Origin of the sequence: Brevundimonas abyssalis TAR-001 (genome assembly GCF_000466985.1) — a bacterium.
Classification (GTDB): domain Bacteria; phylum Pseudomonadota; class Alphaproteobacteria; order Caulobacterales; family Caulobacteraceae; genus Brevundimonas; species Brevundimonas abyssalis.
Map to the genome: position 1 here is coordinate 15,944 of NZ_BATC01000010.1, position 26,364 is coordinate 42,307.

Annotated in this window: 24 protein-coding genes; 12 read left to right on the forward strand and 12 right to left on the reverse strand. The window is 65.2% G+C overall.

The genetic code is table 11. The annotated features are described in order from the left end of the window. Positions 1 to 519: 519 nt before the first annotated feature. From cydB to thiE, 4 genes are all read right to left on the reverse strand, one after another. Complete coding sequence (gene cydB / locus MBEBAB_RS04525) at positions 520 to 1,554, reverse strand: cytochrome d ubiquinol oxidase subunit II (protein ID WP_021696751.1); 1,035 nt, start codon at positions 1,552 to 1,554, stop codon at positions 520 to 522. Beyond that, on the reverse strand, positions 1,551 to 2,984 hold the full coding sequence (locus MBEBAB_RS04530; protein ID WP_021696752.1) for a cytochrome ubiquinol oxidase subunit I: 1,434 nt from the start codon (positions 2,982 to 2,984) through the stop codon (positions 1,551 to 1,553). The genes cydB and MBEBAB_RS04530 overlap by 4 nt, the downstream gene beginning before the upstream one ends. Positions 2,985 to 3,082: 98 nt before the next feature. Beyond that, positions 3,083 to 4,768 carry a sensor histidine kinase gene (locus tag MBEBAB_RS04535; RefSeq protein ID WP_021696753.1) on the reverse strand — a complete coding sequence of 562 codons (1,686 nt, stop codon included), beginning with the start codon at positions 4,766 to 4,768 and terminating at the stop codon, positions 3,083 to 3,085. A 70-nt stretch (positions 4,769 to 4,838) separates the two neighbouring features. Continuing rightward, entirely contained in the window at positions 4,839 to 5,471 is a 633-nt protein-coding gene (gene thiE / locus MBEBAB_RS04540; protein ID WP_021696754.1) for a thiamine phosphate synthase, read from the reverse strand. A gap of 124 nt (positions 5,472 to 5,595) precedes the next feature. Here thiE and MBEBAB_RS04545 point away from each other — a divergent pair, with 124 nt between their 5' ends. The 3 genes from MBEBAB_RS04545 (at position 5,596) to MBEBAB_RS04555 (ending at position 7,057) form a co-directional block, all read left to right on the forward strand. Further along, a complete protein-coding gene (locus MBEBAB_RS04545; RefSeq protein WP_021696755.1) occupies positions 5,596 to 5,781 on the forward strand; it encodes a (2Fe-2S)-binding protein in 186 nt (61 codons plus the stop codon). Positions 5,782 to 5,922: 141 nt separating this feature from the next. After that, positions 5,923 to 6,423 (forward strand): bacterioferritin, encoded by a 501-nt coding sequence (bfr, locus tag MBEBAB_RS04550; protein WP_021696756.1) that lies wholly within the window; start codon positions 5,923 to 5,925, stop codon positions 6,421 to 6,423. Positions 6,424 to 6,520: 97 nt separating this feature from the next. Further along, the gene (locus tag MBEBAB_RS04555) at positions 6,521 to 7,057 is read left to right on the forward strand and encodes a tryptophan-rich sensory protein (RefSeq protein ID WP_021696757.1); all 537 of its coding nucleotides are present in this window, start codon (positions 6,521 to 6,523) and stop codon (positions 7,055 to 7,057) included. Here MBEBAB_RS04555 and MBEBAB_RS04560 read toward each other — a convergent pair whose 3' ends face one another. Beyond that, positions 7,058 to 7,513: a CxxCxxCC domain-containing protein gene (locus MBEBAB_RS04560; protein ID WP_021696758.1), complete on the reverse strand. Its 456-nt coding sequence runs from the start codon at positions 7,511 to 7,513 to the stop codon at positions 7,058 to 7,060. It lies immediately after the preceding gene. Between the two features lie 351 nt (positions 7,514 to 7,864). Between MBEBAB_RS04560 and MBEBAB_RS04565 the strand changes: the two genes are divergently transcribed. Further along, the gene (locus MBEBAB_RS04565) at positions 7,865 to 8,383 is read left to right on the forward strand and encodes a hypothetical protein (RefSeq protein ID WP_021696759.1); all 519 of its coding nucleotides are present in this window, start codon (positions 7,865 to 7,867) and stop codon (positions 8,381 to 8,383) included. Here MBEBAB_RS04565 and MBEBAB_RS15010 read toward each other — a convergent pair. Beyond that, positions 8,380 to 10,032 (reverse strand): IS1595 family transposase, encoded by a 1,653-nt coding sequence (locus MBEBAB_RS15010; protein ID WP_021696760.1) that lies wholly within the window; start codon positions 10,030 to 10,032, stop codon positions 8,380 to 8,382. The genes MBEBAB_RS04565 and MBEBAB_RS15010 overlap by 4 nt on opposite strands. A 227-nt stretch (positions 10,033 to 10,259) precedes the next feature. Here MBEBAB_RS15010 and MBEBAB_RS16825 point away from each other — a divergent pair, with 227 nt between their 5' ends. The 8 genes from MBEBAB_RS16825 (at position 10,260) to MBEBAB_RS17220 (ending at position 18,334) form a co-directional block, all read left to right on the forward strand. After that, entirely contained in the window at positions 10,260 to 10,625 is a 366-nt protein-coding gene (locus MBEBAB_RS16825; protein ID WP_081703422.1) for a DUF6471 domain-containing protein, read from the forward strand. 264 nt (positions 10,626 to 10,889) lie between these two features. Continuing rightward, a complete protein-coding gene (locus MBEBAB_RS16450; protein ID WP_021696762.1) occupies positions 10,890 to 11,054 on the forward strand; it encodes a hypothetical protein in 165 nt (54 codons plus the stop codon). Positions 11,055 to 11,220: 166 nt separating this feature from the next. Then, positions 11,221 to 12,534, forward strand: a complete 1,314-nt coding sequence (locus tag MBEBAB_RS04580; RefSeq protein ID WP_231378733.1) for a TolC family protein — start codon at positions 11,221 to 11,223, stop codon at positions 12,532 to 12,534. After that, the gene (locus MBEBAB_RS04585) at positions 12,531 to 13,784 is read left to right on the forward strand and encodes an efflux RND transporter periplasmic adaptor subunit (protein WP_021696764.1); all 1,254 of its coding nucleotides are present in this window, start codon (positions 12,531 to 12,533) and stop codon (positions 13,782 to 13,784) included. The genes MBEBAB_RS04580 and MBEBAB_RS04585 overlap by 4 nt, the downstream gene beginning before the upstream one ends. Before the next feature lie 11 nt (positions 13,785 to 13,795). After that, entirely contained in the window at positions 13,796 to 16,939 is a 3,144-nt protein-coding gene (locus tag MBEBAB_RS04590; protein WP_021696765.1) for an efflux RND transporter permease subunit, read from the forward strand. A gap of 28 nt (positions 16,940 to 16,967) precedes the next feature. Continuing rightward, positions 16,968 to 17,696, forward strand: a complete 729-nt coding sequence (locus MBEBAB_RS04595; RefSeq protein ID WP_021696766.1) for a HupE/UreJ family protein — start codon at positions 16,968 to 16,970, stop codon at positions 17,694 to 17,696. A 15-nt stretch (positions 17,697 to 17,711) separates the two neighbouring features. Beyond that, entirely contained in the window at positions 17,712 to 18,083 is a 372-nt protein-coding gene (locus tag MBEBAB_RS17215; RefSeq protein WP_021696767.1) for a hypothetical protein, read from the forward strand. Next, complete coding sequence (locus MBEBAB_RS17220) at positions 18,083 to 18,334, forward strand: hypothetical protein (protein ID WP_242397066.1); 252 nt, start codon at positions 18,083 to 18,085, stop codon at positions 18,332 to 18,334. The genes MBEBAB_RS17215 and MBEBAB_RS17220 overlap by 1 nt, the downstream gene beginning before the upstream one ends. A 10-nt stretch (positions 18,335 to 18,344) precedes the next feature. Here MBEBAB_RS17220 and MBEBAB_RS04605 read toward each other — a convergent pair whose 3' ends face one another. From MBEBAB_RS04605 to uvrB, 6 genes are all read right to left on the reverse strand, one after another. Continuing rightward, the gene (locus MBEBAB_RS04605; RefSeq protein WP_021696769.1) at positions 18,345 to 19,667 is read right to left on the reverse strand and encodes an MFS transporter; all 1,323 of its coding nucleotides are present in this window, start codon (positions 19,665 to 19,667) and stop codon (positions 18,345 to 18,347) included. A gap of 395 nt (positions 19,668 to 20,062) precedes the next feature. Then, the gene (locus tag MBEBAB_RS04610) at positions 20,063 to 20,407 is read right to left on the reverse strand and encodes a hypothetical protein (protein WP_148291440.1); all 345 of its coding nucleotides are present in this window, start codon (positions 20,405 to 20,407) and stop codon (positions 20,063 to 20,065) included. Between the two features lie 450 nt (positions 20,408 to 20,857). Next, entirely contained in the window at positions 20,858 to 21,106 is a 249-nt protein-coding gene (locus tag MBEBAB_RS04615; RefSeq protein WP_021696772.1) for a DpnI domain-containing protein, read from the reverse strand. Between the two features lie 116 nt (positions 21,107 to 21,222). After that, positions 21,223 to 22,572 (reverse strand): tetratricopeptide repeat protein, encoded by a 1,350-nt coding sequence (locus MBEBAB_RS16070; protein WP_148291441.1) that lies wholly within the window; start codon positions 22,570 to 22,572, stop codon positions 21,223 to 21,225. A gap of 175 nt (positions 22,573 to 22,747) precedes the next feature. After that, the gene (locus MBEBAB_RS15590; RefSeq protein ID WP_158332117.1) at positions 22,748 to 23,851 is read right to left on the reverse strand and encodes a protein kinase domain-containing protein; all 1,104 of its coding nucleotides are present in this window, start codon (positions 23,849 to 23,851) and stop codon (positions 22,748 to 22,750) included. 110 nt (positions 23,852 to 23,961) lie between these two features. Further along, positions 23,962 to 26,292 carry an excinuclease ABC subunit UvrB gene (gene uvrB, locus MBEBAB_RS04620; protein WP_045318877.1) on the reverse strand — a complete coding sequence of 777 codons (2,331 nt, stop codon included), beginning with the start codon at positions 26,290 to 26,292 and terminating at the stop codon, positions 23,962 to 23,964. Positions 26,293 to 26,364 lie beyond the last annotated feature (72 nt).

Genomic DNA, 26,364 nt, shown 5'->3' on the forward strand with positions numbered 1-26,364 from the left:
CAGAAGGAGTCTCGGGGGCGGCTTCGACGACCGGCTCCGGCTCCGGCGGCGCGGGCTCCGGGTCGGGCGCGGGCGCGACAGGTTCAGGCTCGGGCGCGGCGTGGGCCCGGGCGCGGGCTGGGTCGTCCGGCCCGGCATCCGGTTCAGGCGCGAGGTGATGTCCTCCACCGGCGGGGCTGTGGGATCCGGCGTCGGCTCGGCCTCTACCGTCGGCTCGGGCTCAGGCGCGGGCTGGGCCGCCTGGCTCGGCAGACGGTTCAGGCGCGCGGTGAAATCCTCGGCCTCCTGCGCGGCGGCGGGGAGGGCGGGGGCGGCCAGGGCCGTCAGGGCGGCGGCGATCAGCGTTTTGCGGAACATCATGGGGCGACTGTCGCGCCTCATCCCATGAACGGCAAGGCCCGAAGCGTGTAGGCCACCGCCGCCACCACGGCGAGCCCGGCGATCGACAGCAGGGCGAACCACATCAGCCGCTTCCACAGGGGCGGCAGCGGATCGTCGGGGCCGGGCGGGGGGACGGGTCTAATGATAGCCGGTCTCCGGGGTCATCTTGCCGCGGAACACCCAGTAGACCCAGGCTGTGTAGGCCAGGATGGTCGGCAGGATGAAGGCCGTGCCCCACAGCATGAGACCCAGCGCATTGTCCGGCGCCGCGCCCTGGCGGAAGTTCACCGCATAGGGCACCACATAGGGCGCGAAGCTGATCGCCAGCCCCAGATATCCAGACAGGAACACCGTCAGCGCCCCCACAAAGGGCCAGCCGTGCGATCCCTTGCGCGACCCCAGGAAAACCATCGCCAGACCCGCCACGCCGATCAGGGGGATCAGCGCGCGCGGCGCGAACACCGCCCAGTCGATCCCGCCCATGAGTCCGTCCGGCCAGCCCCAGCGCTCGCCGATCACCGGATGGGCCACCAGGGTCGCCAGGCTGACCGCGGCCAGCAGGACGGCGGTGGCCACGGCGCTGATCCCGGTCCATTTGCGGGCGTCGCCGTGCAGATCATCGGTGGTCTTGAGCATCAGCCAGGTCGCACCCAGCAGGGCGTAGCCGGCCACCAGCCCGCAGGCCACCAGCAGGGTGTAGGGGGTGAACCAGTCGAACGGCCCGCCCGCGAACCGGTCGTCCACCACCTGCACGCCCTGGATGAAGCCGCCCAGGATCAACCCTTGCGCAAAAGCCGCCAGGATCGAGCCGAAGGCGAACATCTGGGTCCAGAACCGCCGTCCGCGATCTCGCGCCCGGAAGCGGAACTCGAACGCCACGCCGCGCAGGATCAGTCCCGCCAGCATCATCAGCACCGGCAGATACAGCGCCGGCATCAGGATCGAATAGGCCAGCGGGAAGGCCGCCAGCAGTCCGCCGCCGCCCAGCACCAGCCAGGTCTCGTTGCCGTCCCACACCGGGGCGACGGTGTTCATCATCACGTCCCGGTCACGCGGCGAGCGGGCGAAGGGGAACAGGATGCCCAGGCCCAGGTCGAACCCGTCCAGCACCACATAGAGCAGCACCGCCACGGCGATCAGTCCGGCCCAGATCAGGGCGAGGTCGAGGCTCATGACGGATCTCCCGGAACGTCGCCGTCCACATCCTCGGGCGCCTTGGCCAGGGCCGAGCCGGGGGCGCGGCGCTCCTCGGCGGCGCGGGCGGTGACCACGGCCTTGGGCCCCTCGGCCATCAGGCGCAGGATGAACAGGGCCCCGGCAGTGAAGACGATGGCGTAGACGGTGATGTAGACGAGCAGCGAGGTGAGCACCTCTCCGCTGGTGACCGGCGACACGGCGTCGGCGGTGCGCAGGACGCCATAGACCACCCACGGCTGGCGGCCGATCTCGGTCACCATCCAGCCGGCCAGCACGGCGATGAAGCCGGACGGCCCCATCACCACGGCGAAGCGCAGGAACCAGCGGCTGTCGAAGAGTGTCTTGCGCCAGAGCAGGTACGCACCCCACAGGCCCAGACCGATCATCAGCATCCCCAGTCCCACCATGACGCGGAAGCTCCAGAACACCATGAACACCGGCGGCTGATCCTCGGGCGCCAGCTGGTCCAGGCCTTGGATCACCTCGTCGCGCGGCAGGTTCTGCACCATGTTGCCGACGCCGGGGATCGACACCTCGAAGTGGTTGGATTGCGTGCTGCGGTCGGGGATGGCGAACAGGTGCAGCGGCTGGTCGGCGCGGGTCTCCCAGTAGCCCTCGATGGCCGCCAGCTTGGACGGTTGGTAATGGTGCGCCACCTCGCCGGACCAGTGCCCGGCCAGCAGCTGCAGCGGCGCGGTCACGGCGATCATGCCCACGGCCATGACCAGGGCCACGCGGCTGGCGGTCCAGCCCGTGGGCGCCTCGCCCGACTTGCGGGTCTTCAGCACCTGGAAGGCCGAGGCCGCGCCCACCACCAGCGCCGTGGTCAGGAAGGCGGCCAGCAGCATGTGCGTCAGCCGCGACGGGAAGCTGGGATTGAACACCACCTCCCAGAAATTGGTCGCCTGAAACACGCCGTTGGCCAGGATCTCGTAGCCCTGGGGCGTCTGCATCCAGCTGTTGGCCGACAGGATCCAGAACGCCGAGACGCTGGTGCCGATGGCCACCAGCACCGTGGCCAGGAAGTGCAGTTTCGGCCCGACCTTCTTCCAGCCGAACAGCATGACGCCGAGGAACGAGGCCTCCAGGAAGAAGGCCGTCAGCACCTCATAGGCCAGCAACGGCCCGATCACCCCGCCCGTCAGGCGGATGAACTCGGACCAGTTGGTGCCGAACTGGTAGCTCAGCACCACCCCGGACACGACGCCCATGCCGAAGCTGAGGGCGAAGATCTTCACCCAGAACAGGTACAGGGTCTGGAACACGTCCCGCTTGGTCCACAGCCACAGCCCCTCCAGCACCGCCAGAAACGCCGCCAGGCCGATGGTGAAGGCGGGGAACAGGATGTGGAACGCCACCGTGAAGGCGAACTGCATCCGGGACAGCAAGAGTGCGTCGAAATCCACGATCCGTTCCTTGAACAGCCTTGGGTGGTGTCAAACGGTGCGCTTGTCGACCGTCGATGTCCACCCGCCGTCCTGTCGCGCGGTCGTCGGTCGCAGGGTCAGGCCGCCGGCAGCTCGATCCAGAACGTCGCACCTTCGCCCGGCGCGCTGATCACGCCGATCTCGCCGTTCTGCAGCTCGGTCAGGCGCTTGGCCAGGGTCAGGCCGATGCCGTGGCCCTCGATGGTGGACCGCTCCAGGCCCAGCCGGTTGAAGGGCTCGAACAGCTGGGCCTGTTTGTCGGGCGACAGGCCCGGGCCCCTGTCGATGACCTCGACACGGATATTGCGGCCCACGCGGCGGGTGCGGAGGGTCACCACTTTGCCGGAGGCGCCGTACTTGACGGCATTGGTCACCAGATTGCCCACCACCTGGCTCAGGCGGATGGAGTCCGCCAGGGCGACCAGATCCTCATCGCCCCGCTCGGCGGTCAGGGTCAGGCCTTCAGCGTCCTTCTGCAGGGCGACGGTGCGGCGCACGTCCTCCACCACGCCGGCCACATCCACCGGGCGCAGGTCCATCTGCACGGCGCCGGATTCGGCCCGCGCCACATCCAGCAGGTCATGGGTCAGGGTCTCGATCTGGCGGGCGGTCTTCACCAGCATGGCCGCCATCTCGCCCTGGGTCGGGGTGACCGGCCCCAGCTGGCCCGAGGACCACAGGTCGCCGATGCCGATGACCCCGCCGATGGGGCTCTTGATCTCGTGCGCCACATTGGCCAGCAGGCGGGACTTGCCCGCGCTGGCCTTCTCCGCCCTCTGCTTGTCGGCGGCGGCGCGGGCGGCGAACAGGTCGCGCTCCTCCAGCATGGCCGCCACCAGCAGCATGGGCAGGCCCGTGGCGGCGGTGAACAGCTGGGCCAGCATCACCCGCTCGGTCAGGTCGGCGCCGGTCAGCGCGGTCATCGGTCCCTGGCCGTGGAGGGTGGCGCTGATGGAGATGACGGCGGTGATCAGGATGGCGGCGGTGACGCCCACGATGCGCAGCCGCACCGCGATCACCAGCAGCAGCGGCATGATGATGAATTGAATGGGCGCGACCACCTGGGTGAACAACACCGTCACCAGCGCCGCCAGCGCCCCCAGCAGGACCACGGCCTCGACCACATGCCAGGGCCGGGCCAGGCGGGCGAAATGACGCTTGGTCACCGCCAGGCCGAAGGGCGCGAACACGGCGATGCCCAGGGCGTGGCCGAACCACCAGGTCTGGAGCGTGCTCAGGAAATCCTGGCCGTTCATCAGGTACAGCATGCCCGAGGCGAACAAGGCTGCGGGCAGGGGCGGGATCACCGCGGCGAGGATCAGGAATTTGGCGGCGCCCGGCACGGTGGCGATGTTCAGGTCCGGCAGGTAGCGACGGATCAGCACCACGGCCAGCACCACCTCGATCATGTTGCCGATGGTGAACATGAAGGCCAGGTCCGGCGAATTGCCCGCCAGCAGATTGCCGCCCGCGAAACCCGTGGCGATCAGGGCCGCATAGGCCGCGTCATAGGCCTTGCCCTTGCCCGCGCGCAGCCACGCGGTGACGGCCACGCCGCCGGCCGCCCACAGCGCGGCCACCAGGCCCGCCGAGCGGCTGGTGGTGACCGCCAGAACCACCAGGAAAGCGAGGATCACGGCCAGGAAGATCGGCGCGTGAGGCTGGCTCATCACGTCGTGCCCACGCCGCCACGAGCCGGCGCGCGCCTCTGCGGCGGCGACGGCGGGATGCTCCAGGTCGGCGAGCGCGCGGCTCAGGATCATGACAAAGGCTTCTGCAGGCTGGAATACTGAACGCCCAGTCAACCACGCCTTTGCTAAATATCCCTTGCGATCAACCCATCAGGGCGTTGAAGCGCCGCACGGCTTCGGCTGGACCGTCCGGGTGGCGCCACACCCCCGCGCTCACCGCCAGGAAGTCCGCGCCCGCCTCGATCAGGGGCCGGGCGTTGTCCACGGTGATCCCGCCGATGGCCACGCAGGGAATGGCCATGGTCTCCTGCCAGATGGTCAGGATCTCCGGCTCGGGCCGGGCGGTGGTGTCCTTGGTCTCGGTGGGGAAGAAGGCGCCGAAGGCCACATAGTCCGCGCCCGCCTCCGCCGCCTCCATGGCCGCGTGGCGGCTGTCCCGGCAGGTGGCGCCGATCATGGCGTCCGGCCCCAGAATGCGCCGCGCGGCGTCCACCGCCGGGTCCTCGTCGCCCACGTGAACGCCGTCACAGCCCAGCTCGGCGGCCAGATCCGGCCGGTCGTTGAGGATCACCGCCACACCGTGGGCATGGGCGACGGGCAGGAGCCGCCGCACCGCCGCGCGCACCTGATCATCCCCGGCGGGCTTCAGCCGGATCTGCAGCGCCCCTACGTCCCCCGCGCCCAGCGCGGCCTCCAGATCGGCGGCGAACGCGTCCAGGTCGGGCAGGGCCGGCGGGGTGATGAGATACAGGCGGCAAGGGGCTTTTGAGGTCATGGCCGGGGGGTGCGCCGTCTTGCCTCACCGGTCAAGCATCGGGTGCGCATGCGAACGATTTGCACGGCGCGAAAGTCCTGCTATGGAGAGTCGTTCTCAACGTATCGGGTCGGGCGACCACACCGTGTACATCTGCAACTGCAACGGCATTCGCGAACGGGACGTGGCCCGCGCCATCGAGGCGGGGGCCCAGCGGCCGCGCGACGTCTTCACCCACAACGGCTGTCAGGCCCAGTGCGCCAAATGCGTCTGCGAGATGCGCGAGATGATCCAGGAATCGCGCCAGGCCTTCGCTCTCGCCGCCGAGTAATCATGCGGGCGAGATTTACTCGCAATTACAATAAGCTGATAAGTAGTCGCAGGTGAACAATCGCTTGCGAAGCGTGTTATGCATCATGCATGGGACGCGGCCGTCGTGTGAGCCGGTCCTGGAACGAAAAGGCTTGAGATCATGAAGGGCGATCCCGCGATCATCCGGACGCTGAACGGCGTCCTCACCAACGAACTGACCGCGGTGAACCAGTATTTCCTGCATGCCCGCATGTTCGAAAGCTGGGGCCTCAGCCACCTGGGCAAGGTGATCTACGACGAATCCATCGGCGAGATGAAACACGCCGACAAGCTGATCAAGCGCATCCTGTTCCTGGACGGCCTGCCCAACCTGCAGGACCTGCACAAGCTCAAGATCGGCGAGACCGCGCCGGAATGCATGGGCGCCGACCTTCAGCTGGAGCTGGACGGCCGCCGCGACCAGATCGAGGCCATCAAGCAGTGCGAGGCCGCCGCCGACTTCATCAGCCGCCAGATCCTGACGGAAATCCTGTCGGACACCGAGGAGCACATCGACTTCCTCGAGAACCAGCTGAACCTGATCAAGCTGCTGGGCGAGCAGAACTGGCTGCAGAGCGCCATGAAGGACATCGAGCCCGACGGCGCCGCCACCGGCAACTGATCCTCTCCATCGGAGGAGGGCCGGGGCCGACGCCCCGGAACCCCATCCCGCCTGACCTGTTCCGTTCCCTGACTCATCCAACAGGGAGACCACCGCCATGCCTCGCCCCCGCCCCGTCGACCGGTTCCTCAACAGCAAGGGCCGCAGCGGGCGGCATGTGGCGACGGGACTGGCGGTCACCGCCGGAGTCGGCCTCGTGGCCTCGGCCCTGGTGGCCCTGACCGCCGACCCCCGCGAGACCTCGCCCGAGCATGACGGCCGCCCCATCGTCCAGAAGCCGCGCACCGGCTACAGCATTCTCCTGCCCGCCCTGATGTCGGCCGCCACCCTGGCCGGCCTGCGCGTCTGGAACGCGCCCTCGGGGCCGGACCGCAACAGCGCCCTGCGTCTGTGGAGCGTGTCCCAGGCGGTCAGCGCCTTCTGGATGGCCTCGCGCCCGCGCAGCATGGCCGGCCAGATGATCGCCGCCATGATGAGCGCCGGCATGGCCGCCGCCTTCGCCCATCAGGCCCGCAAGATCGATCCCCGGGCCGGCTTCATGGCGTCACCCATGGGCTCCGCCGTCCGCTGGGGCAACATGATCGGCGACAAGCTGCACGGCCGCGATCAGACCCGGAACGTCACGGTCCACTGATCAGGCTGAAGCGCGCGTGACCGGTCGTTCTCCGCCGTCCGGCAGCAACCGGACGCCCCGGTCGCCCACGAACACCATCACCTCCAGCCCCTGGGCCGCCCCGGCCCGCGCCCACTCGCGCAGGGTGGTCTGATAGGGCTCTCGCCGCCACGCCTGCGGGTCCGCCCCGTCAGCCTCGACGATCAGGCGCTGGCCGCCGTTCTCGGAATGCATCACGAACCCGGCCCGGTCCGGCCGCCAGTCCTCGCCCAGGTTCGGCGCCAGCAGCCAGGTGCAGTTGAACGCGCCGCAGGCTGAGGGCCGCTCCGCATAGATCGAACAGCCGCGCCCCTTGCGGAAATGGCCGCACCATTTGCGCGGCGGCTTGGCGATGGCCTCCACCCCCATGATCTTGCAGCACAGGCCGCAGTCGCCGCAGACGCGGGGCGGAGCAGGGGCGGCGGAGGGCGCGATCATGGCGCAACGCTACAGGGCCGCGAGGCCCACGTCAGGAGGCTTGCCAGACTCACTATTGCGATGCATTCTCAATATCGCATCCACGGAGTCCGGCCCATGATCGTGCTCGCCACCGGCGCCCAAAGCCTCGCCCGCCTGATGCAGGCGGACCGGCACAGGCCGCGTCCCGAAACACCCCCCAAGCCGCCCCGCACGGCTGGCCGGGCGTGATCACCAATCCTCCCCCATCGGGGGTGGAGGAGGAGCGGCGGAGCCGATCCGACGACGGGACCATGCGCCGGCATTGGGTAGTTGTCACACCTCGCCTCGATCAAGCGTTGAGGCCTGCCGATAGGCGGGCTATCGGGCGTCATGAACGAAGAAGAAAAGCTGGGTATCCGCTTGGCGAAAATCCATGGGCAGATGCTTGGCGAACTTGAGCGGCTGGACAAGCCACCCAAACGCCTGTTGCGCCTGATCACGGATCGCGAGGCCTACGAGGCGGCGGCGCCGGCACGCGAAGAACGCCGCGCGGCAATCTTGGAGGCCCTTCCTCACCTTGCCTACGTGGTGAAGATGCTGAACCCCGACTGGGATCATGCGGCCGCCAAGCCCATCCGACCCAGGGAACCCAACCGGGGCATCCCGCCGCAGGGCGTGGCGGGAACCGCGATGGACATCATTAAGGAGACGACCCAGCCGCTGACGATCGCGGAGATCGTCGATCTGCTCGGCGAACGGTTTGGCTACGATCTATCTACGGTCGCGGAGCGCCAGAGGTATCATACGGCCGTCAACAACGGCTTGATGAACACCTATCGACAGGACCTCGTCGAACACCCCGGCTCCCCCACAAGGTGGTCTTGGCGGGTGGATGACGAGGAAGACTAGCGGCGCACTCGCGGGTGCGGTTGGCCTTCAGGCTTGGCCCAGCCGCTGACGACGTCGTCCCGGAAACGCCTGCGCAGGTCCTGGAGTGCATCGGCATAGGCCGACGGATTGCTCCGCCTCAGGTTGAACGGGCTGGCCGTCGCGTCGAGGATCGCCGTCTCGACGTCCTTGACGTAGCTGCACGAGCGGTAGCCCACTAGGATGTTGGCCTTCATCCACTCAGTCAGGGCCCGTTCGGCCTGAATGCGGCCGGCCTCGACGTCAGGCCCGTCCGGGAGGGCTCCGCCACCCCATTGCAGCGCCATCAGGGTCTCGCGCAGGTTGGAGACCAAGATGTCGCCCGCGAGGTGACTGAGGATGCGCGTCCGAAGGCCATAGGTTTCACCGGTGTAGGCGTGATCCGCGTCATCGTGCCGCCAGACGGGACGCTGGGGGACATCCTGGTAACCGGTGGCCCCAAAGATGGCTTGCCCACCCCGGACGAACACCGCGTAGACACCGCCGTGGTCGGGGACCAGCGAAGGGGCGGCCAGGAACTGCTCGGCGGACAGGAAGGTAAAACCCTCGCGCCACGTCTTCGCCAGCGGTCGGCGCGGCTTGTATTCGATCGGTTCCGCGTCCTTATCGATGAACGTCACCGTCCCCTTGCGCGGCTTCGGCTTCCAGTCCTCGATCGTGCCGTCCACCTTGCACAGCGGAAGCGAGCGCTTGCGCCCCTGAAAATAACCAGCGAGCGGCGAACGACCCTGACGGCTCATCCACGCCATCAGGTTGGTGAAGTCCTCACCCTCGGCGCGCTTACCCTTCTGGAGGGTCCAGGCCGCCTCAGCGGCATAGAGGTCCAGGTAGTTCTGCGAGATGTGACGATGAACGCGTTCCATCACGCGCATCAGAGCCCACAGCGTCTCGGCCTGATTGGTGCAGGCTTCAGGCGTGCAGTAGGCGCGCTTGTGGTTGATCCGAAACAGCTTGAACTTGCCCCGCAGCTTACCCCAATGCGGTGCCATATCCGTGAAAACCACGCTGTTGCGTTGAACGGCATCCTTCACGAAAGGTCGGGTATCGATCTCGTTCTTGCCCACCCAGGTCCGGATCGGACCATCACCCCGCTGCCGCGCGACGACCACGCACAGCGCCCGATCGTTAGCGCGATAGGGAATTTTGCGGAGGTCCTTGCGGGTTTTGGCCTGGTTCTTCGGGCGAACATAACCGCCAAAATACGCGCCATCGACCTCGACTTCTCCTGACAGCAGCGGGGTAGCCGTGGCGGCGCGATTGGCGATCTCAGCGCGCAGTTTGTGAAGCCAGAGCAGCACAGTCTTATACTGCACCCTGATGTGTCGGCAGATCGCCCGCGCTGTCTGAGCCTGCACGTTGTCGACAAAGCAGGCGATCAAATACATCAGCTTGCGGAACTTGATTTTTCGCTTCTGCCAGGGCGTCCCGGACGTTGCCGAGAACTGGCTTCCGCATCCCTTACACTTGTAGATCGGCCGGCACTTGTAGTGGCTCACAGCCACGCAGCCACACTTCCCACAGAACGGTTCCCCGCCGTTTTCGGCGAAGCGGAACTTTACGAACTGGGCGCGCGCCTCCGCCTCGGTCCATCCACCGATATCGAAAGGCGTCACGGCCGTGGCCGGGCCCATATCGCAGTTCGATGGCGACAAGGACAAATCCGGATACAAATGTATCGAATTTGGCGATATACGCGCGCTTCTTGGCCGTCAAGATAAAAGTAACATTTTTGGATATATTCGCGTGCTTATCGATGCGCACGGTGACGTTGTTGCCCCGCCGCGCGATACAAACCTCACGATATATGAGACGGCCGCCTTGCGATGGGGCGGGCCTCCGCCTACCCTCCGACTCGACGATGGAGGCGACGGTGGAAAACCTAAAAGAGTTGGCCGAGGAGGAGCTCCGGGATTGGTCCGGAGAGGCGAAGGGGCTGCTGAAGGCCGAGCTGAAGCGCAGGAATATGACTTACGCCCACCTGGTGCAGGCGCTCGGCAGGATCGGCATAAAGGAGACGGAAGCCAACCTTCGCAACAAGATCAGCCGGGGAAATTTTTCGGCGGCCTTCCTGCTTCAGGTCCTCGACGCCATCGGTTGCACCTTCCTACAACTCTCCAGCAGCCAGGTGCAGACCTACACGTTCACGAGGAAGTTTCCGGCCGCGACCCGGGCCCTCGTTGCGAAACGGACGGCCGAAATCGAGGGCGGGGAGGAGGAGAGCTAACCTCCTCCATCATTAAGCGGCCTCCTCTATTCAGTAGTTTGCGCTCGGTTCGGCGCAGAGGCGGCCCGCGTTTTCGACCATGGCATTGCCAACGGACCCGCAGGAAGCTACACGGGCGACAGGAGCCTTAAATCTTGCCGCACGCCCTTCGCCACCTCTGCATCGGTCTGTGCGTCGCCATCTTGGCGGCCATGAACCTGCAGTATGTGTCGCAGTCGCAGCATGACTTCGCCCACGCAGCGGACTGGCCCGCTGTCGCGCTGATTGCATCAGATCACGATCATCATGCGGCGCATGTCCATGTGGCTCCGGAAGAAGTTCCCGATACCGGGACGGATCGGTCAGGTGACGGGTCAATCCCTGTCGGGCATCACCATCATGGCGGCGGCGACGGTCAGCCCGCCATGCCGTCCTCAGGCCGGGTTCTGACGGACACGTCGTCCGTTACGTCCGCGCTCCGGCGACCGGGGCCTGATCCTGCTCTGTCGAGCCATACCGGCGACGGGCCGGAATATCCTCCAAAACGGATTCGCACGGTCGTCTGAACCGACGCGGCCCCTTTCGGCTGCGCGCAACCCGTTTCCCGGAGATACCCTTGAAGACCCCGATTGCCGGCTCTGCCGGATCGTGGGCGCGTCTGGCGGCCGTTTCGGCGCTGGCGCTCTCACTGGCGGCATGGCCGTCTAACACCGCCGTGGCACAGGAGCCGACAGGCTCGGCCGCCAGTGCGTCGAGTCTGTCCCTTGACCGGGCGCTCGCACGCGCCGCCGAGGTGGACCCTGGACTTCCGGGCTTGGAGGCGCGTTCGCGGGCGGGTTACGCCGCCGTGCGCCAGGCCGACGTCCGGCCCAATCCGACCCTGGGTCTGATGGTTGAGAATCTGCCCACGCTGGGCGGCGGCAACATCATCGATCGCACCGAGACGACCCTGTCCTACGAGCAGCGGTTCGAGCGAGGTGGTGATCGACCGGCCCGGGTGGCTCTGGCCCGGGGCGAAGCCGCCCTGGTGCAGGCCGAGGCCGCGATCCGGCGGCTGGATCGGCTGGAGCAGGTGCAGCGCGCCTGGGCCGATGCCCTCGGTGCCCAAGCCGACCTTGAAATCGCGCGCGAACGTCTCGCCCTGGCCGAACGCTTTCAGACGGACGTGCAGCGTCGGGTTGATATGGCGCGCGACCCGCTGTTCGCCGGCGCCCGCGCCGAGGCCGAACTGGCCCAGGCCCAAATTGACTTCGACCAGGCCGAGACACAGGCCCGACTGGCCCGCGCCACGCTAGGCCGGTTCTGGATCGGGGCGTCGGACTTTTCCCTCGATCCGGCCGATTTCGAAGACACCAGCGCCGCCCGCGAAGTCGCCGGCGAGGCCAACGAAATCGACCTCGCGGTTCTGGCCGCGCAACGGGATATCGCCCAAGCCAGAGTTCGCGTCGAACAGGCGCGGGCCACGCCCGACGCGACCGTCAGCGTCGGCGTCCGTCATTTCTGGGAAGGTCAAGACCTTGGTCTGGTGGTCGGCGGGTCGATTCCGCTGGGACGCTATGACCGGAACGAAGGGGCCATCGAACGGGCGAGATTCGAGGGCGTGGCGGCCCAAGCCGACATGGCGGCCCTCCGCCAGGAGCGAGAGCGCGAGATCGCCCGCCTCCAGGTGCAGTTGATGGCGCAAGCCAGCCAGGCGCGTCGCATCGCGGAAGAGGCCTTGCCACAAGCCGAACGCGCGGTCGACCTCGTGCGCGATGGATTCAACCGAGGCGGCTTCACCTACAACGACGTCATTGCCGCCCAGACCGCGCTTCTCGCTACGAGAGAACGGCGGGTCGCAGTTCTCAAACAATTTCACATGGACCGCGCCCGCCTTGACCGGCTGACCGGCGCGCACGCCGACCTGCTCGGCCTGGAGACCCGCCCATGATCCGCTCCATTTCCTGCCGGCGCATCATCGCCGTGGCGTTGTTGGCGCTCGCCGTCGGCGTTTCGGCTTGCGGCCAGGGCGCTCCCGAGACGGCCGAGGGCGAGGTCGCCGCCGGCGATTACGAGCGTGGCCCGCATCGCGGACGCATGCTGCGCGACGGCGATTTTGCACTGGAGGTGACGATTTACGAGGACGGGCCTGAGCCGCTGTTCCGCCTCTATCCCTATCTGAATGATCGGCCCATCGATCCGCGTCAGGTGCAGGCGACCATCACCCTGGAGCGGACGGGACCAAAGACGGATCGCTTCACCTTCGCGCCCGAGAACGACTACCTGACCGGGCCAGGCGTGGTGTCGGAGCCGCACTCGTTCGATGTGGCGGTGAGCGCAAGCCATGCCGGCAACCAGCACCGCTGGACCTACGCTTCATACGAAGGCCGCACGACCATTACCGCCGACGCGGCACGAGCCGGAGGGGTCACCGTCGAACGGGTCGGCCCCGCGACCTTGGGCGAGAGCCTGTCGCTGACCGGACGGGTCGAGATCACGCCTGAGGGTCAGGCTGAAGTCCACGCGCGCTATCCGGGGCGCGTCATGGCGCTGAACGTCGAACTGGGAACCCGTGTTTCTCGCGGCCAGGTCATCGCCCGTGTGGAGTCCAGCGAGAGCCTCCAGACCTACGCGATCACCGCCCCGATCTCCGGCATGATCGTGGCCAAGAACGTCAACGTCGGCTCCATCACCGGCGGCGGCGAGCCGATGCTGATGATCGGCGATCCCACCCGGCTGCACGCCGAGTTTCTGCTCTATCCGCGCGATGCCGAACGGGTGCGGGCGGGCCAGCCGGTCGTCGTGAAGAGTCTGGCGGGGGACTACACCTTCAACGGTCGGATCGAGGCGGTGCTACCTTCGGCCGATCTGACCAGTCAGGTCCTAATAGCCCATGTTGACCTGCCCTATCAGGGTGGCGTCTGGCGGCCGGGCCTTGGCGTGTCCGGCGAGGTGCAGGTTGGGGCGGGTCAGGTGCCGCTGGCGGTGCGGACCCGCGCGCTCCAGCCGTTCCGCGACTTCACCGTCGTCTATGCCCGCTTCGGCACGACCTATGAGGTGCGGATGCTCGAACTGGGCCGCCGCACGCCCGAGTGGACCGAGGTCCTCAGCGGCATCGATCCCGGCACCGAATATGTGGTGGACGGTGCCTTCCTCATTCGCGCGGACGTCGAGAAGTCCGGCGCGAGCCACGATCACTAGGGGCGCGGAAAATGCTTGAACGCATCATCGCGCTGTCGATCCGGTTCCGCTGGCTCGTCATGGCGCTCGTGGTCCTGGCCTGTGCGGTCGGCGTCTGGAGTTTCCAGCGTCTGCCCATCGACGCCACGCCCGACATCACCAACGTCCAGGTCCAGATCAACACCGAGGCCCCCGGCTTCTCGCCGCTGGAGTCCGAACAGCGGATCACCTTCCCGGTCGAGACCGCCATCGCCGGGGTGCCGGGGCTGCAATACACCCGCTCGGTCTCCCGCTATGGCCTCAGCCAGGTGACCGTCGTCTTCGAGGACGGCACCGACATCTATTTTGCGCGCCAGTTGGTCAATGAACGGCTTCAGGCCGCGAGGGGGCAGCTGCCTGAAGGCCTGACCCCCGAACTCGGCCCCATCGCCACCGGGCTCGGCGAAATCTTCATGTATACGATCGAGGCCGAACAGGGCGCGCGCCGCCCCGACGGCGAGCTCTATACGCCCGAAGACCTGCGGACGCTCCAGGACTGGGTCATCCGTCCGCAACTGCGCAACACGCCGGGCGTCACCGACGTCAACACCATCGGTGGGTTCGAGCGTCAGTATCACGTCACCCCCTGGCCCGACCGCCTGGTCGCCTATGGCGTGACGATGGCTGAAGTCGTCGAGGCCCTGAACCGCAACAACGCAAACGTTGGTGCCGGCTATGTCGAACGCTATGGCGAACAGTATCTGGTCCGTGTTCCGGGCCAGGCCGAGAGCCTTGCAGACCTCGGCGCGATCATCGTCTCCAATCGCAACGGCGTGCCCGTCCGGGTCGCTGACGTCGCCGATCTGGTCATGGGCGAGGAACTTCGCACCGGCGCCGCAACCGAAGACGGCCGCGAGGTCGTCCTAGGCACCGTCTTCATGCTGGTCGGCGAGAACAGCCGCACCGTCGCCCAGGCCGTCGCCGCCCGACTGGAGACGGCGGCCGAAGCCCTGCCGACGGGCGTCCGCGCCGTGCCGGTCTATGACCGCACCGATCTGGTGGATCGCGCCATCCATACGGTCGAGAAGAACCTGGTCGAGGGCGCGCTGCTGGTCATCGTGGTGCTGTTCCTGCTGCTCGGGAACATCCGCGCCGCCCTGATCACCGCCGCCGTCATTCCCATCACCATGCTGATGACCATCACCGGCATGGTGCGCACCGGGGTCTCGGGCAATCTGATGAGCCTGGGCGCGCTGGACTTCGGCCTGATCGTCGATGGGGCCGTCATCATCGTCGAGAACTGCCTACGCCGCTTCGGCCAGGCCCAGCATCAGCACGGTCGTCTGCTGACCCGTGACGAACGCTTCGCCCTGGCCGCCTCGGCCTCCAGCGAAGTGATCCGGCCGTCCCTGTTCGGCGTCCTGATCATCACCCTGGTCTATGTGCCGATCTTCGCCCTGACCGGGGTCGAGGGGAAGATGTTCCATCCGATGGCGATCACGGTCGTCATTGCCCTGACCTGCGCGCTGGTCCTGTCGCTGGTGTTCGTGCCCGCCGCCGTCGCCATGTTCGTCACCGGCAAGGTCGAGGAGAAGGACAGCTTCGTCATGCGCGGCGCCCGCCGGTTCTACCAGCCGGCGCTGGAGATGGCCCTGCGGCTGCGCGTGGCCTTCGTCGCCGTGGCGGTCGCCCTGGTCGCCATCGCGACCCTGGGCGCCAGCCGGATGGGGTCGGAGTTCATCCCCAACCTGGACGAAGGCGACATCGCCCTGCACGCCCTGCGCATCCCCGGCACGTCTTTAAGCCAGGCTGTTGAGATGCAGACGGCGCTGGAGCGACGCATCGCCCAGTTCCCGGAGGTGGAGCGGGTCGTGGCCAAAATCGGCACGGCCGAGATTGCGACCGATCCCATGCCACCGTCGGTCGCCGACACCTTCATCATGCTGAAGGACCGCGCGGACTGGCCCGACCCGAGGAAACCTCGCGCCGAACTGCTGGCCGAGATGCAGGCGGCCGTGGCCGAAATCCCCGGGAACAACTACGAGTTCACCCAGCCCATCCAGATGCGGTTCAACGAACTGCTCTCCGGGGTGCGGGCGGATGTGGCCATCAAGGTGTTCGGCGACGATCTCGACCAGTTGCTGGAGGTCGGCAACGCCGTCGAGGGCGTGATCAGCGGCATCGAAGGCGCCGAGGACATTTCGGTGGAGCAGGTCACCGGCCTGCCCGTGCTCCAGATCAGACCCGACCGCGCGGCTCTGTCACGACTCGGCATCAGCATGGACGATGTCCAGCAAGTGGTGTCGGCGTCCATCGGCGGCGTCGTGGCGGGTCAGGTGTTCGAGGGCGACCGCCGCTTCGACGTGGTGGTCCGTCTGCCCGAAACCCTGCGTCAGGACACCGACGCCATCGGCCGGCTGCGCATTCCCGTGCCCAGCTCCGGAGGAACCGCCTTCGTGCCCCTGGAGGAGATCGCCACCATTGCCGTGGAGACAGGACCGAACCAAATTAGCCGCGAGGACGGCAAGCGCCGGGTCGTCGTCACCGCCAATGTTCGGGGCCGCGACCTCGGCTCGTTCATTTCCGAAGTGCAGGAAGAGGTCGGCACCGAGGTCGAGGTTCCTGCCGGCTACTGGATCAGCTACGGCGGCACGTTCGAGCAACTGATCTCGGCCGCCAAGCGGCTGCAACTGGTGGTGCCGGTGGTGCTGCTGCTGATCTTCGGCCTGCTGTTCGCCCTGTTCCGGTCGGTGAAGGACTCGGCCATCGTCTTCTCCGGCGTGCCCCTGGCGCTGACGGGCGGAGTGGCCGCCTTGGCGATGCGGGGGCTGCCCTTGTCGATCTCGGCGGCGGTGGGCTTCATCGCCCTGTCCGGCGTCGCCGTGCTCAACGGCGTCGTCATGGTCAGCTTCATCCGAAGCCTGATCGCCGATGGCAAGCCGCTCGGCGAGGCGATCCGCGAGGGCGCCCTGACCCGGCTGCGGCCGGTATTGATGACCGCCCTCGTCGCCAGCCTCGGCTTCGTGCCGATGGCGCTGAACGTGGGAGCCGGGGCAGAGGTTCAGCGCCCCCTGGCCACGGTCGTGATCGGCGGAATCATCTCCTCGACGATCCTGACCCTGCTGGTCCTGCCCGCCCTATACAGCCTCGTCCATGGCCGCCCGCCACGCCCTGCGGGCGCGCGGCGTCGTGGCTGAACCGTCTTCCCTTCAACCGGAGTAATGCATGACCGCCGCGACCCATCGATGGGCCGCCTGGCTGAGGACGCCCGCCGGCGTCCTTCTGCTCGGGCTGCTCGTCTTGTTCCTCAACGGCCTGCTGACGGCCGCCTTCGCCCACGGCGTCGCCGACGGCGACAAGGGCTACATCCAGGAGACCTCGGGCTTCCTGTTCTGGCCGTTCCTGTATCTGGGGGCCAAGCACATGGTCACGGGCTACGACCACCTGCTGTTCCTGCTGGGTGTGATCTTCTTCCTCTACCGAATGAAGGACATCTCGATCTATGTGACCCTGTTCGCCATCGGTCACTCCTCCACCTTGTTGCTGGGCGTGCTGACCGACATCAGCGTGTCCAGCTATCTGGTCGACGCCATCATCGGCCTGTCGGTGGTCTACAAGGCCCTCGACAACATGGGGGCCTACCAGCGCTGGTTCGGCTTCCAGCCCAACACCAAGGTCGCGACCCTGGTGTTCGGCCTGTTCCACGGCTTCGGCCTGGCGACCAAGCTCCAGGACTTCAACATGTCGCCCGACGGCCTGATCGGGAATCTGCTGGCGTTCAACGTCGGCGTCGAGATTGGCCAGCTTCTGGCGCTCGGCGCCATCCTGATCGTCATGGGTTTCTGGCGGCAGTCATCCAGCTTCTGGCGCCACGCCTACACCACCAATGTGGTCGTCATGACCCTCGGCTTCATCCTGGCGGGCTATCAGCTCGTCGGCTTCTTCGTCACCTGACCGGAGACTTGACCCATGTATAATGCCAACAAGCCCGACGCCTCCGAACTGCCCTCGACTGGCAAGCTGTTGAAGTCGACCGGCATCGCGGTCGTGATCGCCTCTGCTCTGCTCGTCACCGTGGTCCTGCCCGCCGAATACGGCGTAGATCCGACCCGGGTCGGATCGCTTCTGGGGCTGACGGAGATGGGCCGCATCAAGATGCAACTCGCCGCCGAAGCCGAGGCCGAAGAGGCGGGCCTGGCTGTGACGGCGTCCGCCCCCGCCGCTGTCACCACCACCTCCCCAGCCACTCCGGCCGGAGCGACTTCTGTCCCGAACGGCCAACGCTCGGACGAAACCGTCATCACCCTCGCACCCGATCAGGCGCCGAGATCAAGCTGGTGATGGAGGAAGGCTCCCGGGTGGACTTCACCTGGACGAGCAGCGGCGGCGCGGTCAACTTCGACACCCACGCCGACCGTCCCGGAACGCCCTACCACGGCTACGGCAAGGGCTCGGAGCAACGGGTTGAGGGCGAACTCGTCGCCGCCTTCACCGGCAGCCACGGCTGGTTCTGGCGCAACCGCACCGGGGAGCCGGTGACCATCACGCTCCAGACCACCGGCGCCTACACCGAGGTCAGGCGGGTGGTCTGACCCGGTGTCGCTACTCCTTCGTCGTCGGCCAGCGTCTGTGCCGCTCATCGATGACGAAGGGGTGGGCGTGGACGCCAGCCGCCCCGTGTCCCTCCGCGAGGTGAGGGTCGTCCGCCCCGAGGTCATCATGCCGATGCGGCAGGTTCTCCGGATCGTGCGCGGGCCAGATCACGAGGGCGAGCACCGTGCCCGTCGCGCACAGGCCGGCGAGCACGAGGAAGGCCGCGCCGGGATCGACTTCGGCGCTGACCATGCCCGCCACCGGATAGGCGATCAGCCAGCAGGCGTGGGACAGGGCGAACTGGGCCGCGAACAGGGCGGGTCTGTCAGCGGCGTTCGATGATCGCCGCAAGGCCCGGCCCGCCGGGGTGATGGTCAGGGAATAGCCGAAGCCCATGACGACCCACAGCATCAGCAGCGCGGGATAGCTGACCGCGACCCAGGGACCGGACAGCAGCACCAGCGTCATGACGCCCGCGCCCAGAGCCATCGCCGTTCGGTCCGACACCCGCACCAGCAGGCGAGGCAGAACCACCGCCGCCGTCATCGATCCCCCGCCGAACGCCGCCAGCGCCCAGGCCGTCGCCTGTTCCGACATGGCGAAACGCGACTGCACCAGGACCACGGTGTTGACGAACACCATCGCCCCGCCCGCCGCCGTCGCCAGACTGATCGCCAGCAGGCCGCGCAGACGCGGCGTCAAGGCGAACAGCCGGAGCCCGCCCGTCAGGCGTTGCAGGAACGGACGGGGCCGTGCCGTGCTGAGCGCCGGGAGGACGGCGCTGACGACGAACAGGGCCGATACGACGAACCCGACTGCCGTGCCCGCGAACAGATTGCTGTAACTCATCACCGCCAGCAGCAGCGCCGCCAGAACCGGGCTGGCTACGCTCTCCAGATCGGCCGCCAGCCGCGAGAGCGACAGAGCCTTGGTGTATTCCGTCTCATCCGGCAGCAGATCGGGGATCATGGCCTGGAAGGCCGGGGTGAAGGCGGCTGAGGCGACGTAGAGAACCGTCATCAGCGCATAGACCTGCCACGGCTCGGCGACGAAGGGCAGGGACGCGGCGACGCCCGCCCGGACGAGGTCGAGCGACACCAGGAGGGTCTTCCTCGGCAACCGCGCTGCGAGCGCGCTCGCGAACGGGGCGACGCCAATGTAGGCGACCATCTTGATCGCCAAGGCCGCGCCGAGGATTTGCCCCGCGCTCGCGCCCGCCAAATCATGGGCCAGCAGGCCGAGCGCAACGGTCGCCATGCCCGTTCCGAGCAGGGCCGCAACCTGGGCGGTGAAAAGGTGACGGTAGGCGCCGTGGCGGAGGGGGGAGAACATCGGACCAGACTAGCAGAAGCAATGCCGCCTTTGGCCCACGAAGGGCTCCGACGTTCTGGATTGCACGATGGGGGTTTCGGCCAGCTTTGCGCTAAGCCCCCCAGATCACGGCCCTCGACCAGAGGATTCAGGCCACGCAGCGCACCCCAAAGACTTATCACTGGACCAACGGCCACCCGCCGACACCCTACGATGGTGGAGACTATCGAGCAGGAGAAGCGACCGTCATAAGCCGGTGATGAGAAGTCGCGCGACCTGCGAGGCTTCCGGGGCTCGCGCAAGGACCCGCCCGTCCCGCAGTCCGATGAAGCCCGTTTCGCCTTCGGTATAGGCCTTGGCGATGTGGAAGACATGCCCGCCACGGATGAACCGCAGTGGCTCCTTGCGACCCGCCCTCATTCGGCGATCTCCCAGCCCTGGGTCCTGTCGGCGAAGGCGACCGGCTGGACCATTCCCCGCATCCGCTGGGCGCGCAGGCACGCACGGACCCGCTTCAGCATGACGTCGAACAGTTCGCGGTCGGCGCCGTTGAGGCATCGGACTTCCATCAGCCGTTCGGTGATCGCGCGGGGCGTCACCGGGTCGTCCGCCTCGCGAAGTGTGTCGATTACGATCCTGGCGATCTCCCCCTTGTGGGCCGGGTCGCGCAATGGAACGGTCTTGGCCCTGATCGCACCGATGTCGATGGCAGGATTAAAGATGCGGATCGTCGCGTCGATGTGCTCCAGTTCGACCGCCAATTGGCGAAGGACCAGTCGGGCGTGGCCGATCTTTCCGCTGATCTCGGCGTGCTTGCGGGTCAGAGCGTGAAGGACATTCGGTTGGTCCGCTCCAGTCGGGACAACACAGTTGGGCATTTCCATTCTCGCAGCAGTGGGTCCGTGCGAGCCGATTTGGCAGCGCTTGGAAAAAGCTACGAAAATCAGAGGTGAAGCGGAACGATGTCTAGGTGTGATAACTACCCAATGCCGCCATGCGCAGCATGGTGGAGGGGGTCTTTCCGCGCGCACCACGTCCCCTCTCCCGGTGGGAGAGGGCTGCGCGCAGCGGGACGCGGAGCGGCCCGCTTCTTCGCGCGCAGGGTGAGGGCCCGGTGGCAGCCTTGACTCACCCGCCCCTCAACCCCCGCGCCAGGACCGTCGCGCTATGCGCTCCGGTGCGCGGGTCCCCCTTCTCCCATCGGGAGAAGGTCAGGAGCCCCCCAGCTTTCCCTGTTTGGCCTTGAGCTCATACTCCTCACCGCAGTCGCCACAGCGGAAGTCGGCGACGGGCGCGTTGTTCGGCAGCTGCGGCAGGCGGTCGGCGGCGCAGGCGGGACAGAAGCCGTGTAGCGCCATCCACGCCTCGGTGACGGATCGGGCGGTCTGGGTCGGCCCCTTGAAGGCGACGGCCGGTTCGGCGAAGCCCAGCTCACACCAGTGATTGTCGTCCTGCCCCATCCTCCCACCGTAGCGGGCGGCAGGTCAGGGGTCAGCCCTTGCCGCAGCGGGTCTCTTCGATTTCGTCGCCGTTCCCTGCCTTGTGCAGGGGGCCCCGACGCGCGGAAACTTGATGGTCAAAGTCTTTCTAGGACACCTCGAAGGTCCGCAACTGGCGCTTCGACATCCCCAAGAATTATATATTGCCGAGCGTATATATTAAATATCTCGGCTGTTTCTCTATCAATGCGTTTCGATTCTAAGAAGTATTTACTGACACGCTCAATGTCGCTCTTGCTTAAATAGCGACCATTTCTCCCTTCTTCATAAATCCAATGAATAATTCCTCTTTGGGCCAAGGCGGTGTATTTTCCGTCAAAGGCCATTTCAACAGCCCGCTGGTAGTGCGCCGCTCCGGCAGAAGCATCTCCGCTCCGGTATGAGATGCATCCTTTTGTTGCGATAATGCAAATCGCGTCTGTATCATCTAGGGAACGGACGGCAGACGCGGAATTTATGTCTTCTACCGCACCGATCAGATCACCTAAGCATGCTCGAGCGTAGGCTCTATTATTAAGAAGGACGGGGTCGTGAGCGTTTGCCACAAGACCAGATGTCGCGACACGCTCGGAGACTGTGAAATCCTGCAATATTTCTGCGGCGACAAAAGCGCCAGTAGCAGCAGCACGCGTGGAAAACGGCTCATCACCTAGCCAAGTCGATGCGTTATCGACAGCATCAACCCACTTTCCTTCCTCCACAGCTTGCCCAGTACGGGCTTCGAACGTAAGCGCGTTTTCAAGAAGGTTTTTGTTGAAGGGAACGCCACAGGTTTCGTGGGCCCAGCGAACTTGAGCGATAGTATTATCGGTTGGACTTTCGCACCCTATCTTGAAGAGTTTCTTTGCAAGTTTATCTGACCCGTTCTCCATCTCAAGTGTGGCTAAAGCAGCGGCTAGTTCCGTAACCTGGGCCGGCCTCCCTCTATCGATAATTTCTCTGAGCTTACGGCTGCTCTCTATAGGCTTCGCAGTCAAATCAGCGATTGCGACTCGTGAGGCAAGGAGCCAAGTATCCTCTGAAGGCGCATTTTTCAAAATTGACCAAGCTCGATCAACATCTTGATCCAGGACATAAAATCTCACCGCGGATCGAAGTACGTATCGATTGGAAGGAGCGATCGCTAAGGCAATGCGAAACGAATGCCGTGCTTTATCTATTTGCCCTAAAGATACGTAAGCTCTTGCGAGCTCGACATGTAAAACCGCATTGCGGGGATATAGCGAAAGCTCCCCCTTCATCTCGGCAATCTGTCTGTATTTTATCTCTCGCGTAATCAAAACTCCATGAGGAGCCGCAGGAGTAAATCCGTCGTCAAAATATGAGAGAATTAGTTGCTTCGTGCCAGGAGATAAATCGGCAATATGTGCCTTTAGAAATTCAGCGGCCGCATCAGTTTCGGAAGATCTACCGTCTACGATGGCCATCGATATCATATCAGATGCCGACCATATTGTCGGATCAGTCGCCCACTCTTCAGAAGTTATTATATTGGAACCATGAGGCGACCGCTTTAATGATCTCCCCTTAGAGCTCACAAGTTCTTGTTTGGGCGTCAGACGAAGAGATCTCCAACGTGGGATCATCTTCCTGCCTATTTTGTTAGATGGAAGCTGCATCTATTTTCATTCGGATTTCCGAAACCTTTACAAATCTATCAAATGCAGAGATAAATCTCGTCATCTCGTAGGGGTTCCCATGCTTCCGCCGGCGACTTGCGGGGTGACCCCTGAGCTGCGGATCGGGTTCCGAAAGATACGTCGCCAACTCAAAAATCTCTGCGGCCAGTTTGGGGTCATGGTTGGTCAGTGACGCTTCGATACTGTCTTTCAACTGGCCTAGTGCATCAGCAAGTGCAGCGCGGAAATAGGGCAGGACGTCCTCATATGTTCCTTCCCAACCGCCCCCATTCTCCGAAAGCGACTGAGGTTTATGTTCTGGCCGCATGAACGAAATGACGGTGGGTGTCAGCATCGCGCCCGTGAAGAAATAATATAGCATGCTGCCAAAAAGATATAATTCTGACGCGGCCCTGCATCGTGCCTGATCTGGCATTAGAAAGTGATACAAAAACTCCGGGGAAGCATAGTAAGGTTGTCCGGCCAAAGCCATCATTTCATGAGGAGATGCGATTGTTCGACAATGAGATCTTCCGAGATCGGCAAGTTTTGAAGTTGCTCCCCCAGAAAACGTTAAGACATTGGACGGCTTCAGGTCTTGATGAAATATACCTTGGGCGTGAAGCTGATTTAATCCCGTAGCGATTTGATGCAATGCGTTTAAAGACCAGTACGCATCGATTTCATTTTTGAGGACGGCGTGCTTTCTTACGTCGCCATCCGCAAGCTCAAATATGAGATAGCTCACTGTGCCAAATGGAGCGTCTGGAACCGCAATGGAACCATCAGCAATTGCTACAACAACGCGGTCTAGATTTGCGCCCCGGCAAAGTGCAAGGACGTCTCTTTCAAAGTTATATGTGCGTGTCATATCTTCCAGCGCACGCACTTGATCTTCAGCTTCTTGGGCTCTGCTGAAATCAAGTGCTTTTAGGAAGCCCACGCGAGAGGGGTTTTCTTCATGCTGAACCAAGTAGCCAACCGAGAAGCAGCCCCCTGTCTGGTATGCCTGCTTCTTAACTAGTTCTCCGATCACCCAGCCATCACTGGTGCGGAGCCCTGACAACTGTTCTATGGGCTTGGCCAAAGTGAACCTCATTTAGCTTAGCCTTACACCTTACACCTGTTTGTGGACCCGTCTACGAGATGAGGCCTTAGTGGCACGGTGGTCTCCGTCCACCGCCGCCATTGAACCCCCTACAACCGCCCTTTCCTGAACGCCTCCGCCGACGCCGCTCTCGCCGCCGCGCGGTCCCGCTTCGGCGCCTCCTTGTCCACGGCCTCGCCCGCCCCCGTCAGGGCCTCGTTGGCGAATTCCAGGTCCATGAGCTTCATGTGCTTGATCTCGTCGCGCAGCCTGGCGGCCTGTTCGAACTCCAGGTTGGCGGCGGCCTCGCGCATGCGGGATTCCAGGTCCTTGAGGGCGGCCTGGAAATTGGTGCCGACGAAGGGTTTTGAGTCCTCCTTGACGCCGGGGGCGGTGAGCCGGTCCAGGGCGCGGGACTCATAGGGGCTCTCGATGATGTCCTTAATGTTGGACTTGACGCTTTCGGGCGTGATGCCGTGTTCGGCGTTCCAGGCCTGCTGCTTCTCGCGGCGGCGGTCGGTCTCGGCCATGGCCCGCTCCATGGAGCCGGTGATGCGGTCGGCGTAGAGGATGACGCGGCCGTCCACGTTGCGGGCGGCGCGGCCGATGGTCTGGATCAGGGAGGTTTCCGAGCGCAGGAAGCCTTCCTTGTCGGCGTCGAGGATGGCGACCAGGCCGCACTCCGGAATGTCGAGGCCCTCGCGCAGCAGGTTGATGCCCACCAGCACGTCGAACGAGCCAAGCCGCAGGTCGCGCAGGATCTCGATGCGCTCGATGGTGTCCACGTCGCTGTGCATGTAGCGCACGCGCACGCCCTGTTCGTGCATGTATTCGGTCAGGTCCTCGGCCATCTTCTTGGTCAGGACGGTGACGAGGGAGCGGTAGCCGGCGCGGGCCACGTCCTTCACCTCGGCGATGACGTCGTCCACCTGGGAGAAGCCGTCCTTGGACACCGGGCGCACGTCCACCGGCGGGTCGATCAGGCCGGTGGGGCGGATGACCTGTTCGGTGAAGACGCCGCCGGTGCGGTCCAGCTCCCACGGGCCGGGGGTGGCGGAGACGTGGACGGTCTGGGGCCGCATGGCGTCCCATTCCTCGAACTTGAGCGGGCGGTTGTCGATGCAGGAGGGCAGGCGGAAACCGTATTCGGCCAGGGTCGCCTTGCGCCGGTAGTCGCCCCGGAACATGGCGTTGATCTGGCCGATGGTGACGTGGCTCTCGTCCACGAACAGCAGGGCGTTGTCGGGGATGTATTCGAAGAAGGTGGGCGGGGGCTCGCCGGGACTGCGGCCGGTCAGCCAGCGGGAGTAGTTCTCGATGCCGGCGCAGGAGCCGGTGGCCTCCATCATCTCCAGGTCGAAGCGGGTGCGCTGTTCGAGGCGCTGGGCCTCGAGCAGCTTGCCGTTCTCGACCATCCAGTCGAGGGTCTCCTTCAGCTCGGCCTTGATGCCGGTGATAGCCTGGTTGAGCGTGGGGCGCGGGGTCACATAGTGGCTGGCCGCATAGACGGTGACCTCCTCGAGGTCGGCGGTCTTCTTGCCGGTGAGGGGGTCGAACTCGGCGATGGACTCGATCTCGTCGCCGAACAGGCTGACGCGCCAGGCGCGGTCCTCCTGGTGGACCGGGAAGATCTCGATGGTGTCGCCGCGCTTGCGGAACATGCCCCGGTCGAAGGCGGCGTCGTTGCGCTTGTACTGCAGCGCGATCAGGTCGGCCCGCAGCTTGGACTCGTCGATGGTCTGGCCCACCTTCAGGTCGAAGGTCATGGCCGTATAGGTCTCCACCGACCCGATGCCGTAGATGCAGCTCACCGACGCCACCACGATCACATCGTCCCGCTCCAGAATCGACCGCGTCGCCGAGTGCCGCATCCTGTCGATCTGCTCGTTTATACTTGAGTCCTTCTCAATATAGGTGTCTGTTCTCGGAACATATGCTTCTGGTTGATAATAATCATAATACGATACAAAGTATTCGACGGCATTATCAGGAAAGAAGCTTCTGAACTCTGAGTATAGCTGGGCGGCGAGGGTCTTGTTGGGGGCGAGGATCAGGGCGGGGCGCTGGGTCGCCTCGATGACCTTGGCCATGGTGAAGGTCTTGCCCGAGCCGGTGACGCCCAGCAGCACCTGATCGCGCTCGCCGGATTCGGCGGTGGCCACCAATTCGGCGATGGCGGCGGGCTGGTCGCCCGCGGGCTCGAACTGCGAGGCCAGACGAAACGGGGTCTTCAGGCGCGCGGCGGGGCGGGAGGGGCGGTGCGGGGTCCAGTCGGCGTCGACGCTCGGGGCCTCCTCGGGCGTCAGGCGCGGGCCGGTGATCGGCGCAAACATGGGGTCCTTGCCCCGCGTCCTCGGCGCGTCGTGCACGAAGGTCCCCGACATGTCGGACACGCCCGGGGTGTGGACGGGCTTTGCGGATTTCGAAGGGGAACGGGCCATGAACGCCAAGGTAGTGACGCGGGAGGCGGACGGCTAGGGGGATGGTAAGCTGGGGGCCGACTCACCCGGAGG

Excerpts from the sequence above, each read along its gene's own strand:
- MBEBAB_RS04615 (WP_021696772.1), bottom strand. The coding sequence starts at position 21,106 with ATGGGGCAGGACGACAATCACTGGTGTGAGCTGGGCTTCGCCGAACCG.
- MBEBAB_RS04565 (WP_021696759.1), top strand. The coding sequence starts at position 7,865 with ATGAACGAAGAAGAAAAGCTGGGTATCCGCTTGGCGAAAATCCATGGG.
- cydB (WP_021696751.1), bottom strand. The coding sequence starts at position 1,554 with ATGAGCCTCGACCTCGCCCTGATCTGGGCCGGACTGATCGCCGTGGCG.
- thiE (WP_021696754.1), bottom strand. The coding sequence starts at position 5,471 with ATGACCTCAAAAGCCCCTTGCCGCCTGTATCTCATCACCCCGCCGGCC.
- MBEBAB_RS16825 (WP_081703422.1), top strand. The coding sequence starts at position 10,260 with ATGGAGGCGACGGTGGAAAACCTAAAAGAGTTGGCCGAGGAGGAGCTC.
- MBEBAB_RS04560 (WP_021696758.1), bottom strand. The coding sequence starts at position 7,513 with ATGATCGCGCCCTCCGCCGCCCCTGCTCCGCCCCGCGTCTGCGGCGAC.
- MBEBAB_RS04535 (WP_021696753.1), bottom strand. The coding sequence starts at position 4,768 with ATGATCCTGAGCCGCGCGCTCGCCGACCTGGAGCATCCCGCCGTCGCC.
- MBEBAB_RS15010 (WP_021696760.1), bottom strand. The coding sequence starts at position 10,032 with ATGGGCCCGGCCACGGCCGTGACGCCTTTCGATATCGGTGGATGGACC.
- MBEBAB_RS16070 (WP_148291441.1), bottom strand. The coding sequence starts at position 22,572 with ATGGCCATCGTAGACGGTAGATCTTCCGAAACTGATGCGGCCGCTGAA.
- bfr (WP_021696756.1), top strand. The coding sequence starts at position 5,923 with ATGAAGGGCGATCCCGCGATCATCCGGACGCTGAACGGCGTCCTCACC.
- MBEBAB_RS04585 (WP_021696764.1), top strand. The coding sequence starts at position 12,531 with ATGATCCGCTCCATTTCCTGCCGGCGCATCATCGCCGTGGCGTTGTTG.
- MBEBAB_RS17220 (WP_242397066.1), top strand. The coding sequence starts at position 18,083 with ATGGAGGAAGGCTCCCGGGTGGACTTCACCTGGACGAGCAGCGGCGGC.
- MBEBAB_RS04555 (WP_021696757.1), top strand. The coding sequence starts at position 6,521 with ATGCCTCGCCCCCGCCCCGTCGACCGGTTCCTCAACAGCAAGGGCCGC.
- MBEBAB_RS17215 (WP_021696767.1), top strand. The coding sequence starts at position 17,712 with ATGTATAATGCCAACAAGCCCGACGCCTCCGAACTGCCCTCGACTGGC.
- MBEBAB_RS04605 (WP_021696769.1), bottom strand. The coding sequence starts at position 19,667 with ATGTTCTCCCCCCTCCGCCACGGCGCCTACCGTCACCTTTTCACCGCC.
- MBEBAB_RS04595 (WP_021696766.1), top strand. The coding sequence starts at position 16,968 with ATGACCGCCGCGACCCATCGATGGGCCGCCTGGCTGAGGACGCCCGCC.
- uvrB (WP_045318877.1), bottom strand. The coding sequence starts at position 26,292 with ATGGCCCGTTCCCCTTCGAAATCCGCAAAGCCCGTCCACACCCCGGGC.
- MBEBAB_RS04590 (WP_021696765.1), top strand. The coding sequence starts at position 13,796 with ATGCTTGAACGCATCATCGCGCTGTCGATCCGGTTCCGCTGGCTCGTC.